The organism is Colwellia sp. MB02u-9 (assembly GCF_014077085.1).
Lineage (GTDB): Bacteria > Pseudomonadota > Gammaproteobacteria > Enterobacterales > Alteromonadaceae > Cognaticolwellia.
The window spans coordinates 1-23,642 of sequence record NZ_JACGVF010000048.1 but is presented as its reverse complement, the minus strand read 5'-3'; the positions used below and the strand labels follow the sequence as shown (position 1 = coordinate 23,642).

General features: G+C 39.0%; 19 protein-coding genes and 2 tRNA genes. 12 read left to right on the top strand and 9 right to left on the bottom strand.

Going from position 1 to position 23,642, the window contains the following annotated elements:
• The first annotated feature begins 32 nt into the window (after positions 1–32).
• Positions 33–251, top strand: a complete 219-nt coding sequence (locus H4J65_RS00355) for a DUF2986 domain-containing protein (RefSeq protein ID WP_182194047.1) — start codon at positions 33–35, stop codon at positions 249–251.
• Between the two features lie 895 nt (positions 252–1,146).
• On the opposite strand, the gene H4J65_RS00350 is transcribed toward H4J65_RS00355, so the two are convergent.
• Positions 1,147–1,956: a crotonase/enoyl-CoA hydratase family protein gene (locus tag H4J65_RS00350; RefSeq protein ID WP_182194043.1), complete on the bottom strand. Its 810-nt coding sequence runs from the start codon at positions 1,954–1,956 to the stop codon at positions 1,147–1,149.
• A 272-nt stretch (positions 1,957–2,228) separates the two neighbouring features.
• Between H4J65_RS00350 and H4J65_RS00345 the strand changes: the two genes are divergently transcribed.
• The 5 genes from H4J65_RS00345 (at position 2,229) to H4J65_RS00325 (ending at position 9,878) form a co-directional block, all read left to right on the top strand.
• Positions 2,229–3,275, top strand: a complete 1,047-nt coding sequence (locus H4J65_RS00345) for an isoaspartyl peptidase/L-asparaginase family protein (protein ID WP_182194040.1) — start codon at positions 2,229–2,231, stop codon at positions 3,273–3,275.
• A gap of 187 nt (positions 3,276–3,462) precedes the next feature.
• The gene (locus H4J65_RS00340; RefSeq protein ID WP_182194064.1) at positions 3,463–3,903 is read left to right on the top strand and encodes a CreA family protein; all 441 of its coding nucleotides are present in this window, start codon (positions 3,463–3,465) and stop codon (positions 3,901–3,903) included.
• A gap of 146 nt (positions 3,904–4,049) precedes the next feature.
• Complete coding sequence (locus H4J65_RS00335; protein ID WP_182194036.1) at positions 4,050–4,835, top strand: hypothetical protein; 786 nt, start codon at positions 4,050–4,052, stop codon at positions 4,833–4,835.
• A 674-nt stretch (positions 4,836–5,509) separates the two neighbouring features.
• Positions 5,510–9,496, top strand: a complete 3,987-nt coding sequence (hrpA, locus tag H4J65_RS00330) for an ATP-dependent RNA helicase HrpA (protein WP_220465053.1) — start codon at positions 5,510–5,512, stop codon at positions 9,494–9,496.
• A gap of 82 nt (positions 9,497–9,578) precedes the next feature.
• Positions 9,579–9,878, top strand: a complete 300-nt coding sequence (locus H4J65_RS00325; protein ID WP_182135524.1) for a PilZ domain-containing protein — start codon at positions 9,579–9,581, stop codon at positions 9,876–9,878.
• A 103-nt stretch (positions 9,879–9,981) separates the two neighbouring features.
• Here the strand turns inward: H4J65_RS00325 and H4J65_RS00320 are convergent, their stop codons facing one another.
• Complete coding sequence (locus tag H4J65_RS00320; RefSeq protein WP_182135525.1) at positions 9,982–11,172, bottom strand: class I SAM-dependent methyltransferase; 1,191 nt, start codon at positions 11,170–11,172, stop codon at positions 9,982–9,984.
• Positions 11,173–11,335: 163 nt separating this feature from the next.
• Here H4J65_RS00320 and H4J65_RS00315 point away from each other — a divergent pair, with 163 nt between their 5' ends.
• Positions 11,336–11,605, top strand: coding sequence for an acylphosphatase (locus H4J65_RS00315; protein ID WP_182194032.1), 270 nt, complete (start codon positions 11,336–11,338; stop codon positions 11,603–11,605).
• An 83-nt stretch (positions 11,606–11,688) separates the two neighbouring features.
• Complete coding sequence (locus H4J65_RS00310; RefSeq protein WP_182194028.1) at positions 11,689–12,657, top strand: NAD(P)H-quinone oxidoreductase; 969 nt, start codon at positions 11,689–11,691, stop codon at positions 12,655–12,657.
• An 11-nt stretch (positions 12,658–12,668) separates the two neighbouring features.
• Here H4J65_RS00310 and H4J65_RS00305 read toward each other — a convergent pair whose 3' ends face one another.
• The 7 genes from H4J65_RS00305 to H4J65_RS00275 form a co-directional block, all read right to left on the bottom strand.
• On the bottom strand, positions 12,669–13,586 hold the full coding sequence (locus H4J65_RS00305) for a tetratricopeptide repeat protein (RefSeq protein ID WP_182194024.1): 918 nt from the start codon (positions 13,584–13,586) through the stop codon (positions 12,669–12,671).
• Positions 13,587–14,787: 1,201 nt separating this feature from the next.
• Entirely contained in the window at positions 14,788–14,994 is a 207-nt protein-coding gene (locus H4J65_RS00300) for a DUF1653 domain-containing protein (RefSeq protein ID WP_182194020.1), read from the bottom strand.
• Between the two features lie 17 nt (positions 14,995–15,011).
• Positions 15,012–15,470 (bottom strand): molybdopterin synthase catalytic subunit MoaE, encoded by a 459-nt coding sequence (moaE, locus tag H4J65_RS00295; protein ID WP_182194016.1) that lies wholly within the window; start codon positions 15,468–15,470, stop codon positions 15,012–15,014.
• Position 15,471: 1 nt separating this feature from the next.
• Complete coding sequence (gene moaD, locus H4J65_RS00290) at positions 15,472–15,720, bottom strand: molybdopterin synthase sulfur carrier subunit (protein WP_182194011.1); 249 nt, start codon at positions 15,718–15,720, stop codon at positions 15,472–15,474.
• Positions 15,721–15,722: 2 nt separating this feature from the next.
• On the bottom strand, positions 15,723–16,223 hold the full coding sequence (gene moaC / locus H4J65_RS00285; RefSeq protein WP_182135532.1) for a cyclic pyranopterin monophosphate synthase MoaC: 501 nt from the start codon (positions 16,221–16,223) through the stop codon (positions 15,723–15,725).
• 325 nt (positions 16,224–16,548) lie between these two features.
• Positions 16,549–16,625, bottom strand: a tRNA-Met gene (locus H4J65_RS00280).
• A gap of 60 nt (positions 16,626–16,685) precedes the next feature.
• Positions 16,686–16,762 (bottom strand) — tRNA-Met (locus tag H4J65_RS00275).
• Between the two features lie 357 nt (positions 16,763–17,119).
• Here H4J65_RS00275 and rlmKL point away from each other — a divergent pair.
• From rlmKL to H4J65_RS00255, 4 genes are read left to right on the top strand one after another with little or no spacing between them, the layout of a single operon-like run.
• A complete protein-coding gene (gene rlmKL / locus H4J65_RS00270) occupies positions 17,120–19,246 on the top strand; it encodes a bifunctional 23S rRNA (guanine(2069)-N(7))-methyltransferase RlmK/23S rRNA (guanine(2445)-N(2))-methyltransferase RlmL (RefSeq protein ID WP_182194008.1) in 2,127 nt (708 codons plus the stop codon).
• 11 nt (positions 19,247–19,257) lie between these two features.
• Positions 19,258–19,488 carry a glutaredoxin family protein gene (locus H4J65_RS00265; RefSeq protein WP_182135534.1) on the top strand — a complete coding sequence of 77 codons (231 nt, stop codon included), beginning with the start codon at positions 19,258–19,260 and terminating at the stop codon, positions 19,486–19,488.
• Between the two features lie 3 nt (positions 19,489–19,491).
• Positions 19,492–21,393 carry an ATP-binding cassette domain-containing protein gene (locus tag H4J65_RS00260; protein ID WP_182135535.1) on the top strand — a complete coding sequence of 634 codons (1,902 nt, stop codon included), beginning with the start codon at positions 19,492–19,494 and terminating at the stop codon, positions 21,391–21,393.
• Positions 21,394–21,418: 25 nt separating this feature from the next.
• Positions 21,419–23,200: a DUF3466 family protein gene (locus H4J65_RS00255; protein ID WP_182194003.1), complete on the top strand. Its 1,782-nt coding sequence runs from the start codon at positions 21,419–21,421 to the stop codon at positions 23,198–23,200.
• Positions 23,201–23,642 lie beyond the last annotated feature (442 nt).

The following is a 23,642-nucleotide window of genomic DNA, read 5'->3' as shown; positions in this document are numbered from 1 at the left end:
CCTTGATAGTCATAGAGAAGCAAACAAGTTATATGAATCGTAAAAAGAAAATTAACCAAGCCTTAAAATCAAAAGTTAAGAAAATGAATGCTAAGCTGCAAAACTCAAGCAAGCCTAAGTATGTTTCTAAGGCCGACCGTGTGGCTGTGGCAGAAAAAGAAGCTGAAACTCATTTAGCTGATTGCACAGAAAAATCGCCTGAAAGTGTTGGTGATATTGCTGCTAATAGCGTTACTGATAGTGGTTCATAATAAGCTATAAATTATTAACATGTGCACAAAATTAGCAAGGTTAAAACCGACTAAATACGACTTACAAAACAGTACCCAAGGCGATACCATCACCCGTAGGTACTATGTAGGTTGGACTTTAGTCCATCAAGTTAAATGAAATTTAACCGTGTTGGCATAGATACTGAGCGATAAAACAATACACAGCTGCAGACTTTTGCTGGTCCATCAGATTAATCACTCGCTTAACGATTGACGGACTAAAGTCCGACCTACAAAAAATTGCCCCACATTAAATTATCACTAAATGTGACATTATCACCCGTAGGCCTTATGTAGGGTGGACTTTAGTTCATCAAGTTAAATGAAATTTAACCCTGTTGGCATAGATACCGAGCGATAAAACAATACACAGCTGCAGACTTTTGCTGGTCCATCAGATTAATCACTCGCTTAACGATTGACGGACTAAAGTCCGACCTACAAAAAATTACCCAACGCTAAATGATCACTAAACGTGACATTATCACCCATAGGCCTTATGTAGGGTGGACTTTAGTCCATCAAGTTAAATGAAATTTAACCCTGTTGGCATAGATACTGAGCGATAAAACTATACACGGCTGCAGATTTTTTTTGGTCCATTAGATTAATCACTCGTTTAACGATTGACGGACTAAAGTCCGACCTACAAAAAATCACCCAACGCTAAATGATCACTAAACGTGACATTATCACCCGTAGGCCTTATGTAGGTTGGACTTTAGTCCATCAAGTTAAATGAAATTTAACCCTGTTGGCATAGATACTGAGCGATAAAACTATACACGGCTGCAGATTTTTTTTGGTCCATTAGATTAATCACTCGTTTAACAGTTAACGGACTGAAATCCAAACGACAAAAAATCAGCACACTTTACCACTTTTTACGCGCTACAAATGGCTTGTGCTGTTCAGCTTTATGGGTTTGATTATAAATTTTTCGATGAACATTTTTACCCATTAAAATTCTAATTTGATAATAAGATTCACGAAATAACGTCCAACCTTTACTACCTTGCCAACTCTTGTTATATAGCTTTTTATTGGCTGCGATCGCGTCAGGTGACTGTTGCATTAAAGCCAGGGCGAAGGCTTGTGCATCGGCTATAGGGGTTGCTGTGATTTCAGTGACTAAATTTAAGGCCAGCGCCTGTTGGCCGGTAAACGCTTCTGCCGTCATAGCGAGCTTTTTTGCTTGATCAATCGCGAGGAGGTCGCGCAATGCTATTGTGCCGCCCATATCAGGTATTAAGCCCCATTTACCTTCTAGGATAGATAATGAGCTGTCTGGTGTAGCAAACCTAAAATCTGCTCCTAAGGCTATTTGTAAGCCGCCGCCCCAGCATCGGCCATGAATAGCGCAAATAACAGGTACGGGAATATCCTGCCAACCGGTAGACACCACTTGCGCTAAGTTTGCCTGCCAAGGTAAGACCTTAAATAGCAGTTTGATCATGCTCATTGGCGATTTCATGATAGATTTAACATCTAAGCCAGAGCAAAAGTCGTCGCCATTACCTGATAAAATAACCGCACGAATGTCACGGTTTTTACGCAGTGTTTTTATAGTGTGTCGAATGGCGATAAACATTGGCATATCTAAGGCATTAAGCTTATCCGCACGATTAAGTTTAACGTGGGCAATATTATGGGTGATCTCTACACTTACGCGTTGCTCAGTCATGGCTGTCCTAGCTCAATAGCCTATTAGGCTATAAATATTATGCTAACGTTATTTGATGGTATGACCAGTACCATAGCGAAAGCGTTTATTAATGTCTACATTGAGTTAGCTTGGTCTAGGCTGAAAACTTGTAAAAGTAGAGAATTTATCGCACATTGTTAGCTGAGATGGTTAGCCGATAGGGTTAGCATATATTTTTAGCACCTGATTATTGTGGCAATATTATACAAAGCGTTGCAGCGATATTACATCAAACATTACGGCGAAATCACATGAAAAACAAATTATTGTTATCAACTGTTTTAACCTTAGCAAGCGTGCCGCTATTTATGCATGCTGCTGCGCAAGCTCACCAAGAGCCGGTTTTTGCTATCGCTATACACGGCGGTGCAGGCACAATAAATAAAAGTAAAATGACCACAGAAAAGCGTAACGCCTATGAAACTAAGTTAAAACAAGCGCGTGATGCCGGTTATGCTCTGTTAGCAGATGGAGAATCTAGTCAAGCTGCTGTTATTGCCGCTATTCAAATATTAGAAAACTCGCCATTGTTCAATGCCGGCAAGGGCGCAGTTTACACTTTTGATGGCGAGCATGAACTTGATGCCTCGATAATGAACGGTAAAACCTTAAATGCCGGCGCTGTATCAGGAGTGAAAACCATCAAAAGCCCAATAGCGTTAGCTGAAGCTGTGATGGAAAAGTCGGTTCATGTCATGCTCAGTGGCGAAGGGGCGGAAGTTTTTGCGCAACAACAAGGCTTAGCAAGTGTTGAAAATAGCTATTTTGATACCGATGCGAGATACCAGTCGTTATTAAAAGCTAAAAAGCAGTTAGTAGAGCAAGAAAAAACGCTGAAAAACTTTCAAGCTGCTCATCAAACACTGGGTAATGAATATAAATTTGGCACAGTTGGCGCGGTTGCACTGGATAAATCAGGTACATTAACAGCAGGTACTAGCACAGGCGGCATGACCGCGAAACGTTTTGGGCGTATTGGTGACGCACCCATTATTGGTGCGGGTACATACGCGAATAATGACAGCTGTGCTGTTTCAGCAACGGGTCACGGTGAATATTTTATTCGCTATCATGTCGCCGCAGATATCTGTGCGCGCATGCAGTATCAGGGCATTAGTCTTGAGAAAGCCGCAGACGTAGTGATAAATGATGTTTTAGTTAAAGCGGGCGGCTCAGGTGGTATTATTGCGATTGATACGGCGGGTAATATTACTATGCCATTTAATAGCACAGGTATGTATCGCGCGAGTAAATCGTCAAATGGTGCAGAATTTATTGGGATATTTAAAGATGATTAAAAGGTTGATGACTTTGAATACGAGACTTATTTCAAAAAACAGATTGGTTTTAAAAAATAGATTGGTTTCAAAAAAAATAGTCGTGGCAAAAAATAGCGTGACGTCGAAAGGGGAAATTACCTCAAGGCGTTTTATTAATGGGCCTTACATAAGCCACTTGAAAACCTTGCTAGGCTTATCTATCGCTATGGTACTTGTTGGCTGTTCAGATGACGTGGGTAAAGTTAGCCTGGGATTATTTACCACAAAAGACGTGGTTATCAACGCTAAGCAAGACCCGATTGTTACTGGGGTAACCTGTCATATTAGTCATGTTGAAGCCGATTTAGATTTTTCTGATCCATCAGATATGAGTATTGCTTGTCGACAAACGGGTGAAATATCCGCGCAAGCTTTAGCAAAAATTGATCGTTCAAAAAATGGGGAAGTAGTCTTTAAAGAGTCAAAAAGTATTTTATTTAAAAGCTTAAAAGTCAGACGTATTTATGATGCTGAAAATAAAACTCTTATTTACCTGTCTTATTCAACGAAAGAGTCGTCTGGTAGTCATCACCATTCATTATCAACAGTGCCTTTATACAATACTAAAGCTTGGCAATGGGCCTTGGCTCAAGAGGTGAAAAATTAGGTGTTTAAGGCCTTTAACTGATGAAAGTAAAGCATTAACCTGTGTGTGGGTTTATAACCCATGTTAACTTTTGATTTTATTTGTAGTGTTGTTAACTTGATAACCCATAAAATCAAAGAGTAAAGATTTAAAAAGTAGTATAAATTATGTTAGCAAAACTGTTTAGTCCGAAAGAAATTATTGATGAAAATACCCAGAATTGGATATTTGATACCTTTGCATGGGCCATTGAAAATTTTGAAATTAATGTGCTTAAAAATGATAGTGGTTTAATACTACCGACCAATGAGTTTTATCCTGGCAAAGTTAGCAGTATTGATGAAATGGCTCAAGCTATGTTCATCAACACCAAAAACTATGCGGGCATGCAAAAGTGGCCGATACAACTTTCATCAGCCACACCGGCATCAAATACCGCCATTGAAGATTTGAGTTTAGGGCCAATTATTAGAGGCGATCATGCTGAGGTTGCCATCAGCAATGGCAATGGAGCCTTAATACTGGGATTTACGCCAAACCAGGTAAATCAACCACAAGACTTAATTGCCGCTATTAGCCAAACACTGGCCAGTATTTTGGTGATTTCAAACAAGGTTATGCCGCCAGGAGGTAAAGAATATTTACCCCAAGCGACAGATCTTGTCGCTTGTTTTATGGGCTTTGGCGTTATTTTTGCCAATACAGCCTATCAATTTAAAGGTGGTTGTGGCGCTTGTAATAATGCCAGTTTAAACCGCCAAGCGGCATTAACCGAACCTGAAACTTTATATGCATTGGCTCTTTTTTGCGTTTTAAAAAAAGAGCCAATGAAAAATGTTAAAGGCCATCTAAAGTCACATTTGAAAAAAGATTTTGTTAACGCTTATAAAAGCATTGAACAATCACTTTCAAGCACGACACAACCGGCCTTATTAGCTTTGGTAAGTGAATAATTTACAAAAGCTAAAAAACTAAAAAGGTGAAAAGTTTTGACTCTATAGCACGACCGGGCTGTTAGGTTATGAAGTCAACGGTTTAGGGGGAGAGAGAAAGTTAGTACTTTAGTCAAAATTGCTTTTATGGGTGTTTATCTAACGTATAGCTATTTTTTACCTTTTGTAGGTCGGACTTTAGTCCGTCAACGGTTAAGCCGGCAATTAACGCGATGGGTTAACAAACCTCTGCAACTAGGTGTGATTTTTGTTGTTTAGAATTTTGCCAAAGATAGTTAAATTTCATTTAACTTGATGGACTGAAGTCCAACCTACATAGAGCCTACGGGTGATTATATAGCGTTGTGCGATTGTTTTGTAGGTCGGACTTTAGTCCGTCAACTGTTTAGCCAGTGGTTAACTCGATGGCTTAACAAACCTCTGCAACTAGGTATGATTGTTGTCGTTCAGAATTTTGACGACAACAGTTAAATTTCATTTAACTTGATGGACTGAAGTTCAACCTACATCGAGTCTATGGGTGATCAGATAGCGGTGTGCAATTGTTTTGTAGGTCCAACTTCACTCCGTCAACCGTTAAGCGGGCAATTTTCAAGTAGAGCGGGTATATACTTATTCATTTGCCATTGCTTACCTGTTAATATAGCTTCTTTGTTATCTGTTTTGAGTCTGTCTTGTCTACTGCAATCACCGCAACTTCCACTGCTACTAAAAAAGCTAATAAAAACGTTACCGTAAAATCCCTTTTCAACCTTTTAGAGCAGGTTAAATTATCTGATAAAACGCGCATTAAAAAGCGCTTATTGGGTGTTAAAAGTATTACTGACCAGAGTAAGCAAGAAAAAAGCTTACAGCAAATAGCGGCATTGATTGAACAATCGATAGAAAATAAACAACTTCGTCTCGCTAACGTACCTAAATTTAGTTACCCGGAAGCTTTACCGGTTTCACAAAATGTTGATGTTATTGCTAAAGCTATTGATGAAAATCAAGTGGTTATTATTGCGGGCGAAACTGGCTCAGGTAAAACCACCCAAATTCCTAAGATATGTTTGCAGCTTGGCCGTGGTATTGACGGTATTATTGGTCATACTCAACCCCGACGTATCGCTGCTAGAACGGTAGCAAACCGTATTGCAGAAGAACTCAACACCAAATTAGGTGACGCCGTTGGCTATAAAGTACGCTTTAATGACCAAGTGGGCAAGCAAAGCTATATCAAGTTAATGACCGACGGTATTTTGTTGGCAGAGATGCAAAAAGACCGTTTGTTACGCCAATACGACACCTTGATCATTGATGAGGCACATGAACGTAGTTTAAACATTGATTTTATTCTGGGTTATTTGCGCCAAATTCTCCCTAAACGTCCTGATCTAAAAATCATCATTACCTCGGCAACCATTGATCCTGAAAAGTTTGCCAAACATTTTGCCAGTGCTGCTGGTGTTCCTGCGCCCATTATTGAAGTATCGGGTCGAACTTTTCCAGTTGAAATGCGTTATCGTCCCCTGAACGAGGCAAGTGATGAGAGCAATGATGATGGCGATATTATTTCAGGCATTCTTAATGCGGTTGATGAGTTAGGCGCCGATGACAGTGGCGATATATTAGTGTTTCTCAACGGTGAACGAGAAATTCGAGATACCGCACGGTCATTAGAAAAAGCAAACTTACGCCACACTAATGTGCTGCCGCTATATTCTCGTTTAACCGTTGCCGAACAAAATTTAATATTTAAACCCCATACTGGCCGTAATATAGTGTTAGCCACCAACGTTGCTGAAACCAGTTTAACCGTGCCGGGCATTAAATATGTTATTGATCCAGGCACCGCAAGAATTTCTCGTTATAGTTACCGTACCAAAGTGCAACGCTTGCCGATAGAGGCTATTTCTCAAGCCAGTGCTAACCAACGTGCTGGTCGTTGTGGTCGTGTATCGTCAGGGGTCTGTATTCGTCTTTATTCAGAAGAAGACTTTTTAAACCGCCCTGAATTTACCGACCCTGAAATACTGCGCACTAATTTAGCGACCGTTATATTGCAAATGTTGTCCTTAGATCTAGGCGAAATTGCTGACTTTCCGTTTGTTCAACCACCAGATAATCGCAATATTACTGATGGGGTGAAATTATTAGAAGAGTTGGCCGCGATAGACGCGAAGGCAAATAAAGTGACCTTAACGCCAATAGGGCGCTCGTTAGCAAAATTCCCTATTGATCCACGTTTAGCTAAAATGATTTTAACCGCGTCAGACTTAGGCTGTATTGAACAAATATTCATTATTGTCAGTGCCTTAAGTATTCAAGATCCACGTGAACGTCCACACGAAAAGCAACAAGCAGCAGATGAAAAACATAGCCGTTTTAAGAACAAAGAATCTGATTTTGTTGGTTTATTAAAACTGTGGAGTTATGTTGAAGAACAACAAAAGCAACTAACCAACAATCAATTTCGTCGCATGTGCCAAAAAGAATTCTTGTCCTATGTGCGTATTCGAGAGTGGCAAGACATCTACAGTCAGCTAACGCATTCGTTACGCGAGTTAAAAATTCCGATGAGCCGCATCGAAGTAGACTTATCGGAAGAAGCTGAAAAAAGCGCCACTAATCCAAATGTAGATATTGTGCATCAAGCGATATTGTCAGGTTTACTGAGTCATCTAGGCCAACAAGATGAAAACCGAGAATATAAAGGCGCACGTGGCAGTACCTTCTTTATTTTCCCAGGCTCTGCCTTAGCTAAAAAATCGCCCAAATGGTTAATGGCGGCAGAGCTAGTTGAAACCAGCCGTTTATTTGCCCGTATGGCCGCAAAAATTGACCCTTTGTGGATTGAACCCCTTGCTCAACATTTAGTTAAACGCAGCTATAGTGAACCGCATTGGGAGAAAAAGCAGGGCGCTGTGATGGGCTTTGAGCAAGTATCACTCTACGGCCTGATTATTGTTGCTAAGCGTAGTGTGCACTTTAATCAAATTGAACCTGATACCTGTCGTGAAATTTTTATCCGCGAGGCGTTAGTTAACGGTGAAAGCACGATTAAAGAGGTGTTTTTAAAAGATAATCGTCAATTAGTGAATGAAATTGAAGCATTAGAGCAAAAAGCTCGACGCAGAGATTTTTTGATTGAAGAGCAACAGTTAGTTGATTTTTATACCGAAAAACTACCAGAGAACGTTAATTGTCAACGCAGCTTTTTAGCATGGTGGAAAAAGCAAAAACAAGCCGACGCCAAACTATTAAACTTTACCAAAGCCTTTTTGTTAAAAGAAAGTGCGGTTAAGTTATCGGCCACTGAATATCCTGAAACCTGGCAGCAAGGCAGTTTAACCTTACCGCTGAGTTATCATTTTAACCCGGGCGATGTCGACGACGGTATCAGTGTTTTGATACCGCTAGGAATATTAAATCAAGTGGAAAACATTGGTTTTGATTGGTTGATCCCCGCTTTACGGCTTGAACTTATTACGGCATTAATTCGAGCTTTACCTAAAGCATTAAGGCGTAATTTCGTGCCTGCGCCTAATTACGCCGAAGCTTGTTTAGCGGCAATAACTAACGCTGATGTCGCATTAACTACCGCCATTGAAAAACAGTTATTAAGAATGACAGGTGCTCGCCTACCGGAAGACGCTTGGCAAGGTTTAGTGCTAGTACCGCATTTATCGATGAATTTTAAAATTGTTAATGAACATGGCAAATTGATCCAACAAGGTCGCAAGCTTGACGAATTAAAAGACAGTTTACAAGGTAAGGTGCAAGCGTCGATTAAAAAGGTCGCTGACAAAGGTATTGAACGCAGTAATATCGACCAGTGGGACTTTAAAAGCTTGCCAAAAAGCTATGAAAAGAAAGTCGCTAATATCACCATAAAAGCTTTTCCAGCTTTGGTGGATAAAAATAAGTCTGTTGCTATCGAGTTATTTGAACATGAAAGTTTAGCTGAACAAGCCATGCTTGACGGGGTCAGTCGACTTGTTTTACTGAGCATACCGTCGCCAATAAAATATTTGCAGGAAAAGTTACCCAATAAAGCTAAATTAGGGCTGTATTTTAATCCCTTTGGTTCGATAACTGATTTGTTAGATGACTGTATCCTTGCTGGCTGTCAATTTTTAGTTAACGAATACGGCGACTTACCTCGTGCTCAAGCAGAGTTTGAAGCCTGCAAAGAACATGTTCGTGCAGAAATTGCAGATTGTGTCTTAAGTGCGGCGATTAAAGTCGAGCGAGTATTAAGTCTGGCACATGATGTACGCAAAAAAATGAAAGGCAAAATGTCGTTAAATGTTGTGCAATCTCATGGTGATATTAAAAGCCAATTAGAGGCCCTAGTTTTTAAGGGCTTTATCACTAAAGCGGGATACCAACGTTTGGATGATATTGCCCGTTATTTAAGCGCTATGTTACGACGATTAGAAAAGTTGCAAATTGACCCTAATCAAGACCGTTTGAAAATGTTAGAGCTTGAAAAAGTACAAAAATCATTAGATACAGTCATTGCTCAACAACCTAAGGGTCAACCAATAAGTAAAGCTTTAATACAAGGCTATTGGATGATAGAAGAGTTGCGGGTATCACTTTTTGCACAAAATTTAAAAACACCTTTTCCAATTTCAGCTAAAAGAATATTGAACTACATCAAAGAACATGCATAATTTTAGTACAATAATTTGACAGTTATCGTTACCATGAGTATAAATGAAAGTGTACTAACGATAAAAACACAATGGAGTAGTGATGGCTAATTACGATGATAAACGGAACTTTTATCGCATGATGTTAAACAGTGAAGTAACCTTGACCATTATTGACGATGAAGCTAATAGCAAGGCTTTAGTCACATGTCGTGATTTAAGTGCAACGGGTATAGCGATTGAGATGCAGCACCCATTAGAAATAAATACAGCGGTGCGTATCAGTGTTCAGTCGGTCAACAATGCTGTGCTACCCTTAAATGCTACCGGCAAAGTAGTGAGAGTAACGGAAGATAGCGCAAACTGTTATTTGATTGGCGTTAATATTACTGAGATTGATTAAGTCAGCGGAAATAAGTAGCTAGAAAAAGTCTAGCTACTCTTATTAAGCTACTAATATTTAGCCACTAATAGCTAGTGGCTAAATATGGCTTTATATAGTCAAGTTACTCAACTTGGCAGACCAAACCTTTAAGATAATAACCTTCAGGGTAGTTTGACGATACCGGATGATCCGCGGCTTGGTGCAATCGATCAACAAAGTAAGCATTTCTTTTCGCGTCTAATGCCCCATCAGCAACCACTTTTTGAAATAAACTTGATTCCATTAAACCAGAGCAAGAAAAAGTTAACAAAATACCATTAGGGTTAAGCAACTGCATTGCTAACATATTGATATCTTTGTAGCCACGACATGCACCCGTCAGTTGAGCCTTTGATTCAACAAACTTAGGTGGGTCGAGAATTATCATGTCAAAGGTACGTTTTTCTTCACGGTATTGACGCAATAATTTAAAAACATCCGCTTTAACGAATGAGATATTTTTATCTTCTAATTGATTAAGCTCAACGTTTTTCTTGGCTAAGTCTAATGCTGATTCAGACACATCAACATTAATGACTTCTTTAGCGCCGCCCGCTGCACAATGTAGCGCAAAAGTGCCGGTATAAGAGAAACAGTTTAATACACTCTTATCACGGGCATATTTACCTGCAGCAAGACGAGATTCACGTTGATCTAAATAAAACCCCGTTTTATGGCCTTTAGCCACATCTACATGAATTTTAATACCGTATTCTTCAATAATACACTCTGTTGATGCTTGTGGTTCAGTTAACCAACCTGTTACCGGCTCTAAACCTTCTTTTTTGCGCACATCAACATCTGAACGCTCATAAATATGGCAACCCGGATAAAGTTCTTTAAGGCATTCAACTAAGGTATAGCGGTGCAAGTCTGCTCCGGCGCTCAATAATTGGCAAACAATTAAGTTGTCGTATTTATCTATGGTGATACCGGGCAGGCCATCAGACTCGCCAGCAATAAGTCGATAGCCGGTTAAACCGTCTCTTTCGATAAACCAGTCGCGTCTTTTTTGCGCACTTAACAATTTATTACGAAAAAAACTGCTATCAATTTCTTCATCAATATCAAAACTCCAAACCCGAATTCTAATTTGAGATTCTGGAGAATATGCGCCTTTAGCGAGCCAGTTGCCTTTGTTGTCATAGACATCAACCGTGTCACCAAGTAATGGGTTACCTTTAATTTTGTTAATTGCTTGAGAAAAGATCCAAGGATGTTTTCGGCGTAATGATTTCTCACGAGCAACTTTTAAATAAATTCTTGCTGACATAGGCCTATACTTATAATTACAATAATAATGGCGCGAGTGTAGTCAATGCATGGCGAGGGTGCAATGGTCAATTTTAACTATTTTTCATTTCAAAATTTTGATGTGAATGAAAGTTAACAATAACAATAACAATAGCAATAAGCTTAATTTAAGGTGAAAAATAATGGATGTAAGTTACATGGCACATGTCAGTGGCAAGGTTCAAGGCGTTTATTTTCGAGTTTCTAGCCAACAGGTTGCGATTGAACATAGTTTAAGTGGTTACGCGCGTAATTTAACTAATGGCGATGTAGAAGTGCTACTGTGCGGTGAAGAGAAAAATATTGATAAAATGCTAAAGTGGTTAGCAAAAGGTCCTCCAGAAGCACAAGTGATGAAGGTTGACGTTAAGCAAGTACCATTTCAGGAACATAATTTTTTTTCGATTAGCTGAACTTCTACCTTTATCACGTTGGTATTTAAGGTTAATTAAGGCAAACTAGTTATTATAATAAACCGTGGATAAAAGGAAATAAATTGCGTTATATAGCCATTAATGATCAACAGCAGTTAAGTCTAGATGAAACTGACAAGCCAGCAATAGGTGACGATGAATGCTTAATCAAAGTCAGGGCTATTGGTGTTAATCGCGCAGATATTTTGCAAAAAAAAGGCCAGTATCCACCTCCGCCTGGTGAATCAAACATACTCGGCATTGAGGCTTGTGGTGAACTTGTGGCTATTGGCAGGCTACAAACTAGTTGGAATGTTGGCGATAAGGTATTTGCTATTGTGCCTGGTGGCGCCTACTCAGAATACGTTAAAGTCAAAACCGATCACTTAATAAAGTTGCCTGAAAATTTAAGCTATGCCCAAGGCGCGGCAATAGCCGAAGTTTATTTAACCGCTTATCAATGTTTATTTTCCATCGCTAACTTACAGTCAAATGCTAAGGTACTTATTCATGCCGGCGCTAGTGGTGTAGGCACGGCGGCTATTCAACTAGCTAAACAGCTTAATTGCTCAGTAACCGTTACTGTCGGTCATGAAGACAAAGTAGCAGCTTGTAAAGCACTGGGCGCGGATGAAGCGATAAATTATCACGAAACTGACTTTGTGACTTGGGCAATACAACAAAAACACAGCTATGACGTTATTATCGATGTGGTTGCCGGCGAGTATATTAACAAAAACATTAAGGTATGTGCGCTAGATGGTCATATTGTTATCTTGTCCATGCTAGGTGGCCGTTTTGCGGAAAATATTGATGTCGCTAAAATGCTTGCTAAGCGTGTAAACCTTCATGCCACCACATTACGTAGCCGAAGTAATGAATATAAAACCCAGTTAATTAAAGCATTTACGCAAGACTTTTATCATTGCCTTGAAATAGGCTCAATCAGCCCGGTTATTTACCAACAATATAGCTGGCATGAGGCAGAAGTAGCCCATCAGGTTATGTTGAATAATGAAAACATTGGCAAACTAATACTCACTTTAGATTAGTGCTATTAGCATTATTTTTCGACGGTCAGTTCAGTGCTTAAACTGCGTACTTTAATATTAACACCCGTGGTAACTAGGTTTTTAAAAAAGTCATAAATTTGGCAAGATGAAAGTTGTTTACAGATAATTTCATACTTTAAAATGGCCGGTTTGTGACTTTGCAGTGCCGCCTGATTCAGCCAATAAAGTGCTTTGCTGAGGTTTTTTTCTACGTATTGTCCATTAATATACATTTGTGCAAGGTTCACTTGTCCTTGTGCAAAGTTGTAGTTTGCAGAGGTAGTAAATAACTCAAATGCTTGTTTTAAATTGGTTTCACTGAACCGCTGGTTAAGGAAAGCCTCACCCGTTAAATTCTCTCGTCGACCTTGAATAAAAATATTACTACGATATTTTCTTGGCTCAGGCCCTACGCGCTGTCCTAAAAGTTTGTCGTTAATAGGTCGCATCGCTTGATAAATAGCACCGGAAGCCAATTTTTGTTGAATTTGTTGATGGTTATAATCAAAGCGCTTAGCTTCGAAGTAGTCTTTATAAGTTAGCTGGCCATAATAAATACTATTGATTGTCGCGTGTTGGTTGGGATAATAAAAACTGCCATAAACTAAGGTAATAATGTCACCCGTTATATCAACTACTTTGGCAATACGATATTTTTCATTGGGTCTTAGGTTATGGCTTACTATACGAAAATCAAACAAATAAATATCATTGATTTTTGGTGTTGCTACTATTTGGCGAGTTTGTTGTTGATCACGATTGGTTTGATAAATGACATAATAGCTATAATAGGCCAGACAAAATAATACGGGGATTAATAATGATTTTTTTGAAGCTATAAAGTGCTTAAATGATGGTATAAAAGCCGATAGATTGAGTCGCTGAACTTGCCCGTTGTTACTATTTTTGACCCTACTTACTTTAAACATTATATGTCCCTATAAAGATGAATTAGCCTGGAAAAACTCTATTAGCAAACCATCATGAATTCTAACATCTTCAATGGTAATATTATTAACATCTTGGAAATGCTGGCTAAATAAATCAATAGAGTCAAGACAGTAAATGCTAGTTGGCGTAAATCCCAGCATTTTGGATTAGCGTGGTCTATCCAACATCTATAACAGAACAACAATTACCTTCAAATAGGGCTTTGATTTCCTCATTTAGCGTTGGGTGATTTTTTCTGTCGGTTTTTTGTAGGTCGGACTTTAGTCCGTCAACTGTTAAGCTGGCTAATAACGTGATGGAACCAACAAACATTTGCAGCAGGTGTTTTTTTACTCGGCATTTATAACAAACACAGTTAAATTTCATTTAACCTGATGGACTAAAGTCCAACCTACATTGCATCGACATAAAGCCTACGGGTGATATGTAGTGTTGGGCACTTTTTCTTAGGTGTTTTGTAGGACGGACCTCAGTCTGTCAAATGTTAAGCTGGCTAATAACGTGATGGGACCAACAAACATTTGCAGCAGGTATTATTTTTTTGCTCGTACGTATTAATCCATCAAGTTAAATTTCATTTAACTTGATGGATTAAAGTCCAACCTACATTGAATCCACATAAAGCCTACGGGTGATATGTAGTGTTGGGCACTTTTTCTTAGGTTTTTTGTAGGTCGGACTTTAGTCCGTCAACTGTTAAGCTGGCCATTAACGAGATGGGACCAACAAACATTTGCAGCAGGTATTATTTTTTGCTTTTACGTATTCATGCTAAAGAAAGTTAAATTTCATTTAACCTGATGGACTAAAGTCCAACCTACATTGAATCCACATAAAGCCTACGGGTGATATGTAGTGTTGGGCACTTTTTCTTAGGTTTTTTGTAGGTCGGACTTTAGTCCGTCAACTGTTAAGCAGGCTATTCACGAGATGGAACCAACAAACATTTGCAGCAGGTTTTTTTTCGCTCAGAATTTATAACAAACACAGTTAAATTTCATTTAACCTGATGGACTAAAGTCCAACCTACATTGAATCGACATAAAGCCTATGGGTGATAATGTAGTGTTGGATAATTGTTTTGTCGGTTTTTTGTAGGACGGACTTTAGTCTGTCAACTGTTAAGCTGGCTATTAACGTGATGGACTAAAGTACAATCTACATTTTTAGTTAACCATCTTAACCAACATATTGAAAGCGTTTGAGCTGCTTTCCATCTCTTTCAATAATTTCATCAAACATAGCAAGTGGCCTAACCCAAATCGCTCTTTCGCCGTATTCAGGTTGATAAACCACCATAGTTTCTTCAGTTTCACTGTGCGTTGCTAAGTGTAGTACTTGGTAAAAATTACCTTTAAAATGTTGATAACGTCCGGTTTTTAGCATGAATAATCTCATTGTTTCTAGTTTGTTAGTTTTGTCGACCATTGTTGTGAAATTTTATTGTCACTGGCTTTGGCTTCTAACCATTTACTGCCTTCACTGGTTAACTCTTTTTTCCAAAACGGGGCTTTGGTTTTTAAAAAATCGATAAGAAATTCGCAAGCAGCAAAGGCCGCTTTTCGATGTGGACTCGTGACACCAATAAAGACAATTTGTTCGCCAAGGGTTAAATCGCCAACGCGATGAATAATAGTCACCTTATTAAGCGGCCAGTGTTCGCGCGCTTCAGCCTCTATTTCACTCAATACTTTCTCTGTCATGCCAGGGTAGTGCTCTAGCGATAATCCTTGCACTCCAAGCCCTTCATTAAAGTCTCGAACTTTACCAACAAAAGTGACTACAGCGCCATCTTGGTTGTCATCTGCGAGTTTTTGATACTCATCTGCAACAATAAAGTCATTCTGTTGTACGTTGATCATATTAGCCTCCGGTAACAGGAGGGAAAAAAGCGATTTCATCACCGGCATTGACACTATGTGACCAATCGGTGATCTGCTGATTAACCGCAACAAGTAAGCTATCAGCCGACATAACTTTGGCCCATAAATCATCTGTGTTAGCGAGTTGTTGTCGAATTAGCTCTGTTGTCATATTTTCACTGGCCGATATTTGCAAGCTATCGGTGGATAATTGTTCGCGTAGGCGAGCAAAAAACAAAACTTTTATCATGATTAGATCCTTTCTTGAGTCGCAGGGGTATGAAGATAGCTGCCTGATTTTCCACCTTGTTTTTCACATAAATGGATATTAGTAATAATCATGTCTTTTTGTACCGCTTTACACATATCGTAAATCGTCAGGGCGGCGGTTGAAGCGGCGGTTAATGCTTCCATTTCTACCCCTGTTTTACCTGAAAGCTTACAAAGCGCAGTGATTTTTACCCGGTTTTGCTTTGGCTCTGCGATTATGTCGACTTCTATTTTTGTCAGCATAAGCGGGTGACAAAGCGGAATAAGCTCACTGGTTTTTTTTGCCGCCATAATGCCAGCAATTCTGGCGGTGGCAAATACGTCACCTTTATGATGTTTTCCTTCGACAATCATTGCCAGGGTTTGCGCAGACATTTCAATATAGGCTTGAGCAATGGCAGTACGTTCAGTAACAATTTTTTCAGTTACATCAACCATATGGGCATCACCATTAGCATTGATATGAGTAAATTCGTCGCTCATCAAAAAATATTCTCTTAATTATTAGCTATTCAGCTTTATGTAAATTCACCGTTTATAGTACCTTATCTGAAGGTATATTTAGTGATTTATATTAAGAAAAGTGATTTGATATTAGTATCAAGTGATTAATAAAGTATTTATTAAAAATTGCAGTGAGTGTATTAAATTTAAGTTATCAGTAGGATGATTTTGATCTAGCTGTATTTAGCTACTATTAGATTTAAGTCGTATATGAAGTTTTAATCGTTGTTAAATTAAAATAACGTCCAATTTAGATAAACTAGAAGGGTATATAAAATAGATATATTAGAGGTGTATATAAAATTGGTTGCGGGAGCAGGATTTGAACCTACGACCTTCGGGTTATGAGCCCGACGAGCTACCAGACTGCTCCATCCCGCGTCCGAATGGTTTAAGTAAATACTTAAACAAGCCAAGTTGTTTTAATTCAAACTTAAGAATTGGTTGCGGGAGCAGGATTTGAACCTACGACCTTCGGGTTATGAGCCCGACGAGCTACCAGACTGCTCCATCCCGCGTCCGAATGGCTTAATACATTAGCCAAGACAGCTTGTTTTAATTCTAGCTTAAGAATGCTTTAAAGTGGCGGTTGACTGCTTGCCTTAAAGCGAGGCGTATAATAAGGATACATCATCTTATTTGCAACATGTTTTATGCTTTTTTTAGCGATTAATTTCATTTATTTATTACTTGTTGTTTTTTTACGCGTGAATGACTCGTATTTCAGACGATTAGTTGAAATTAGGCTGAATTTAAAATAAACAGCGCTTAACTTGTCAGATATTGTTAGATAGTTTGCGCTAATTTGTAAAAGACCTATAAGTAGCACGTGTCTTTGTTTATAATCGCGGCATAAATTAGATTGGGAAACCTATATGCAGCAATTTTTAGCATTAACCTCACCAGGTATAGAAATATTACTGGCGCAAGAACTTAAAGATTTGAAAGCCGAACAAGTTGTTCAAAAGCCTGAGGGCGTTTATTTCACTTCAACGATTGAACATGCGTATCACATTTGTTTACGCTGTCGCTTATCCACTCGCATACTGCTGAAATTGGCTGAAGGTGACGCCAACAATAAAGATGAGCTTTATGCGGTAGCAAAGTCCATTACTTGGTCGGAAATGTTCTCTGTTGATAATACCTTTGCTATTGATTTTGTCGGCACAAGCGATGAAATCAGAAACAGTCAATTTGGTGCCTTAACGGTTAAAGATGCGGTTGTTGACCATTTTCGCGATTTAAACCAAGAACGTCCTTCAGTGGATAAGTCAGCGCCACAGGTAAGTTTTCAAGCACGTTTGTTAAAGCAAAAAGTTGTTATTTATTTAGACTTCTCTGGCCGTAGCTTATTTAAAAGGGGCTATCGAGAGCATTCGGGTGCTGCGCCATTAAAAGAACATTTAGCGGCCGCTATCATTACTCGTTCTGGTTGGTTAGAAGATACCTCTAAGCCTTTAGTTGACCCTATGTGTGGTTCTGGAACTATAGTGATAGAAGCGGTATTAATGGCAGCGGGTTATGCACCTGGCATTGATAGAGCGCAATGGGGCTTTGATTTTTGGTTAGGGCATCAGCCTGCCGCTTGGAAATCAGCAAGGTCTGCTGCCATTGAACAATCACATGTTGGTTTAACGCAGCTTAAAACTAAAGTATTTGGTCTTGACCTTGATAGCCGAGTATTACAAACCGCCCAGCAAAATGCTAAAAATGCCGGCATACAAAGATTTATTGAATTCTCGTGTAAAAATGCTAATGACATAAAAAATGCCTTTGGTCCTAAAGGGACTATCTTATTTAACCCACCCTACGGTGAACGAATAGGTGAATTACCTGAACTGGTAGAAAGCTTTGCTTTATTAGGGCAGAAGTTCAAATCTCATTTTGTTAACTGGCGAGTGGCTGTTCTAACTGCCAATGCTGAATTGTTAGCCATGATGAAAATGGTGACTTTAAAACGTTATAAGTTTAAAAATGGCCCGTTAGATTGCCAATTTGCACTTTATAATTTAGATGATAAGCAAGTGTCGAGCAGTAATGTTGATACTGAATTTGATGGTAAAGACTCAGACTTTGGTAATCGCTTATTAAAGAATAAGAAAAACTTGAAAGGCTGGCTTAAGCAAGAAGGCATAGAATGTTATCGCCTATATGATGCCGATATTCCTGAGTATAATGTAGCGGTTGATGTTTATGGCGATCACTTGGTTATTCATGAGTATACAGCGCCCGCCATTATTGAACCTGAGAAAGTGGCGAAAAGATTACAAGAAGTGGTTTATTTTGCCCCTAAGGTACTTGGCGTTCCTACCGATAAAGTTATTATTAAAACGCGGGCAAAACAAAAGGGCAAAGATCAGTACCAACGGGTTGAACAAACCAAAAAATCTATGGTGGTGCATGAATATGGCGCGAAATTAAAAGTAAACCTGTGGGATTATTTAGATACCGGGCTGTTTCTTGATCACCGTAAAACCCGCCAAATTGTGGCGAAAAAATCAGCGGGTAAATCATTATTGAATTTGTTTGCCTATACAGGTTCGGTTTCTTTGCAAGCGGCATTGCATGGCGCGGATACGGTAACCACGGTTGATATGTCGAAAACTTATTTAAGTTGGGCACAAGATAATTTTGTACTGAATAATCTCAGTGGTCATAAATATGACTTTATTCAAGCGGATTGTTTGCAATGGTTGAAGAAAAACGAGCAAAAATTTGATCTGGTGTTTATTGACCCACCCACTTTCTCTAATTCAAAGCGCATGGGAGAAAGTTTTGACGTGCAACGTGATCACATCAGTTTAATTACTGACGGAGTAAAATCACTTGCTGCGGGTGGTGAGTTAATTTTTACCAATAATAAGCGTAATTTTAAAATGGATTTTGACGCTATTTCTGCCTTAAATTTACAAGTGCAAGAAATAAGCGAGAAAACACGAGATAAAGACTTTCAACGCAACAAGCATATTCATAACAGTTGGTTGATTACACGTAAGGTGTAAGGTGAGTTAATATGTCGGTAAAATTTAATCTTTATGGCAGCGAAGGCTGTCATTTATGTGAAGAGGCTTTGGCATTATGCCTAGCCGTGATGCCAGCAGCAGATATTTGCGTGGTCGATATACTCGATGATGATAAGCTAGTTACGCTGTATCGTGTTCACATTCCTGTATTAGAGCGTCTTTCGAGCCAAGAAAAATTATTTTGGCCATTTGAACAAGCACAAGTTTTGGAGTTATTGTAGTTTATGGAATTAATTCGTATTTCCCAAGGTGAATTAGCCTTCGGCGAAGACAAAGTCTTAGATAAAGCGGATCTGAGTGTACAAACCGGCGAACGAATTTGTTTAGTCGGTAGAAATGGTGCTGGAAAATCGACATTAATGAAAGTATTAATGGGTTTTCAAACCTTAGATGATGGCCAAGTGCTTAAATCTAGCACTATGCAAGTCGCGATGTTAGAGCAAGATCCTCCAGAAACTTCAGATATCAGTGTTTTTGATCATATCGCACAAGGTGTAAAGGAAAATGCGGATTTAATTAAGCGTTATCATGCGATTATTCATGATGTGACTGAAGACCCATCAGACAAAAATCTTAATAAATTAGCCAATGTTCAAGATCAACTTGAAGTGGCAAACGCTTGGCAAGATGAACAGCGTATCGAGCAAGTGATGACAACCTTGGCGCTGAATCCAGATGATAAAATTTGTGACCTTTCAGGTGGTTGGTTACGTAAGGTCGCGTTAGCTAAGGCCTTAGTGACCGCACCTGATATTTTATTGCTTGACGAACCCACTAACCATTTAGATATTAAAAGTGTTTTATGGTTAGAGTCATTTTTAAAAGACTTTGCTGGCACGATACTTTTTATTAGTCATGATAGAGCATTTATTCGTGGGGTATCGACACGTATTATCGACCTTGATCGTGGTGTTTTGAAAAGCTACCCAGGCAATTATGATCTTTACATAGAGCAAAAAGCGCATGACTTGCAGGTTGAATCACAACAAAACTCGCTATTTGATAAGAAGCTAGCAGAAGAAGAAGTGTGGATCAGACAAGGTGTAAAAGCTCGTCGTACACGCAATGAAGGCCGAGTAAGAGCACTTGAAAAACTTAGAGGCGAACGCCAAGCTCGTCGCGAGGTTCGCAATCAAAGTACGATGAATATCACCCAAGGTGACCGTTCAGGTAAGCTGGTATTTGAAGCGGAAGACATAACTATCGCTTTTGATGATAAAGTTATTATCAAAAATTTAGATTTATTGATCACCCGAAATGACCGTATAGCCTTTATTGGTGCTAACGGTACGGGTAAGTCGACCTTGATTAAAATGATTATGGGCAATCTTGAAGCTACCAGCGGTAAAATGCGCTCAGGTGTTAATTTAGATATTGCTTATTTTGATCAACATCGTGAAGCCTTAGATCTTAACCAAACCGTGCAAGAAATTGTGGGTGAAGGTAAGCAAGAAGTTGTGGTAAACGGTAAACCACGACATGTATTAGGTTACCTTCAAGACTTCCTTTTTAGTCCTAAGCGTGCACGAACACCGGTTAGAGCCTTATCGGGTGGTGAAAAAAATCGCTTGTTACTTGCTCGGTTATTTTTACGCCCCAGTAACCTATTGATTTTGGATGAGCCAACCAATGATTTGGATATTGAAACCTTAGAACTATTGGAAGAAGTCGTTGCAAATTACGCAGGAACGGTTATTTTAGTTAGCCATGATCGCGACTTTGTTAATAACTGTGTCAATAGTTGCTTGTATTTTGATGGTACCGGACACGTTTCACAAATCGTTGGTGGCTATGATGATGTTGATGATTACTTAGCTTATAAAGAGAAGCAACGTGAAACAGCGACTAAAGCCGTTGTAAAAGTTGCCGTGGCTGAAAAAGCCAATAGCAAGGTTAATACCCCGGTTAAGAAAAAACGCTCATTTAAAGAGAAAACCGAGTTAGAAAACTTACCTGGGATTATTGATGAACTTGAAACATCAATTGCTGACTTGCAGGAAAAAGTTAATCACGCTGACTTTTTTAGTCAAAGCAAAGAACAAAGTAATAATATATTGAACCAGTTAGCTATAGATGAGTCAAAACTCGAAGTTGCCTACGCTAGATGGCAAGAATTAGATGATTAATAACAAAAGTGAGTTTAGTAGTTACATGAACAAATTTGTAAAATCAATTTTAGCATTAGGTATCACTAGTGCATTAGGACTATCCGCGGTTAATGCGGCAACTTACCAAGTTATTGATAAAGGTAATGTTTCCTCATTAAAATACACTTATTCACAACAGGAAAATAATAACGGTGAAGCTGCTATTTCTGGCACTGACATCTATAATTTTCCCGTGCAGTTTCAATATTTTGATGAAGAGGACTATGACTTTATCGTTCTTTTAGCTGAGCGAAGTCATGAAGGTGTGCACGACTTAGTTAATATTGAAGATGAAGTGGCTTTACGCGCAGGTAACCCAACGGCTAATGATCTTTCATGGGTTATAAGGTTTTTAAGTTCAAGAGCCGGTAATAGCCTTTATCAAGAAGTTGGTGATGTTTTTGCCATGACTAACTTTAATGGTCAAACAGAATTATTTAATGTATTTGATGAAAATATTCCTAATACAGATATTCTTACCCGTTCGACAAAAGAATTTATTAGTGGCATTACCAATGAAGGTTGGGTATATGGCAATGCCTCAGCGCCTTACTTACCGCTTGATTTTACTAAAAGTGATGCTGAAGAAGTAACACACTGGTTACGTGCATTTACTACCCGTGGTTTTTTCTCGTCTGACGGTGGTGCTAGTATCATCGAAGTCATTCCTCCTAGTGAGACAGATTTACCTGAAGATCAACGTTTTGGTGGTGAATCAGCCATATTAGATATTAGTGAGTCTCACTTTGCGGTTGGTTATGCAAGCACGAGTATTGATCAAAATGCCATTGACTTTATCAACGATGAAACCGGTGGTTGTGCTGATCCAGACATACTTGCTGATTTACCGTTTAAAGTCTGTGTGCAGCAGATTATTGCTGAGGTTTATAATACTGAAGCAATAAAATGGTCTATAGATGAACAAGGTATCATTAGCTCAGAAATATTAGGACAGTTAGTTACTCCTCATGTTGATGATGTACGTGAATATACTAACTATGCTCAAGCGATTAATAATCAAGGTGTAGCGGTTGGTTATGCTCATGGCTGGGTTAATGAAAATGTAACTGAACCCAGTGCAAGAGAACGCCGCAGTATATATGCAGTAGTATATAAAAACGGTGAAGTTATGGACTTTACTGAGGATCACGGCAAGTACTTTGATTCGCGTACCTATGACATTAACGATGCCGGTATAGCAATAGGGCATGTTAATGCTTTTATTAATGGTAATCAAAGAACTAAGTTTTATCATGTTGATACCAATGCTGAAACGATGGAAATGATTTTACCAACAGATTTTTTCAACGGTAGTTCGAGTACAGCTCGCGCTATTAATGAAAGTGGTAAAATAGTAGGTGAAGGTGAGGTTGAAACGCATAACGACAACACTAGCACCCCGAGAAGAACACATGGTTTTTTATATGATATTACCAGTGAAACTTTTACCGATCTTAACGACTTTTTAGCTTGTGGTAGTGATTATACGATTATTGAAGCACGTGACATTAATGATGCCAATGAAGTTTCAGCAACCGCATTGATCAGAGTTCCTCGTCGTGATTCAAAAGGTGAGTTAATGCTGGATGAGCAAGGCGAACAGCTACTTGAAGATGTAGTTCGTGCAGTAACCTTGCAGCCTATAGCGGGTGAGCTTGAAGATTGTAGTGCCGTTGAAGAGAAAGTAGAACGTCAAGGTGCAGGTTTTGGTTTAAGTAGTATTTTATTGTTAACGTTTGCCGGTTTAGCGCGCAGATTGACATGGAAGAGAAAGCTTAAGCAATAAATAAGCCTAGGCTTTTTAAAAACCCGGTAACATATTTTGTTACCGGGTTTTTTAGTTCTGAATCTTAAAAAAATTCCCCAAGGCTATATTTTCACGCGTAAGCCGTCCTTGGTATAAATACTGAGCGATAAAAAATATATGGCTGCAGGTTTTTGCTGACTCATTCGTTGCAAGTGTTTATGACCCACTAGATTAATCGCCTGCTAAACGGTTGACGGACTGAAGTCCGACCTACAAAAATATCGCCCAAAACTACATGATCATTCGTAGGCTCTATTTAGGTTTAATGCAGGTTTAATGCAGGTTTAATGCAGGTTCAATGTAGATACCATCTCTCTATACCGATTTCAAACACTCATTTAAATTGCTTGAGATCGGTATTCGCTTTGGTGCTTTAACACCCCAAAACAAATCTGTACTAACTTTCTCATTGCAGCGCCAA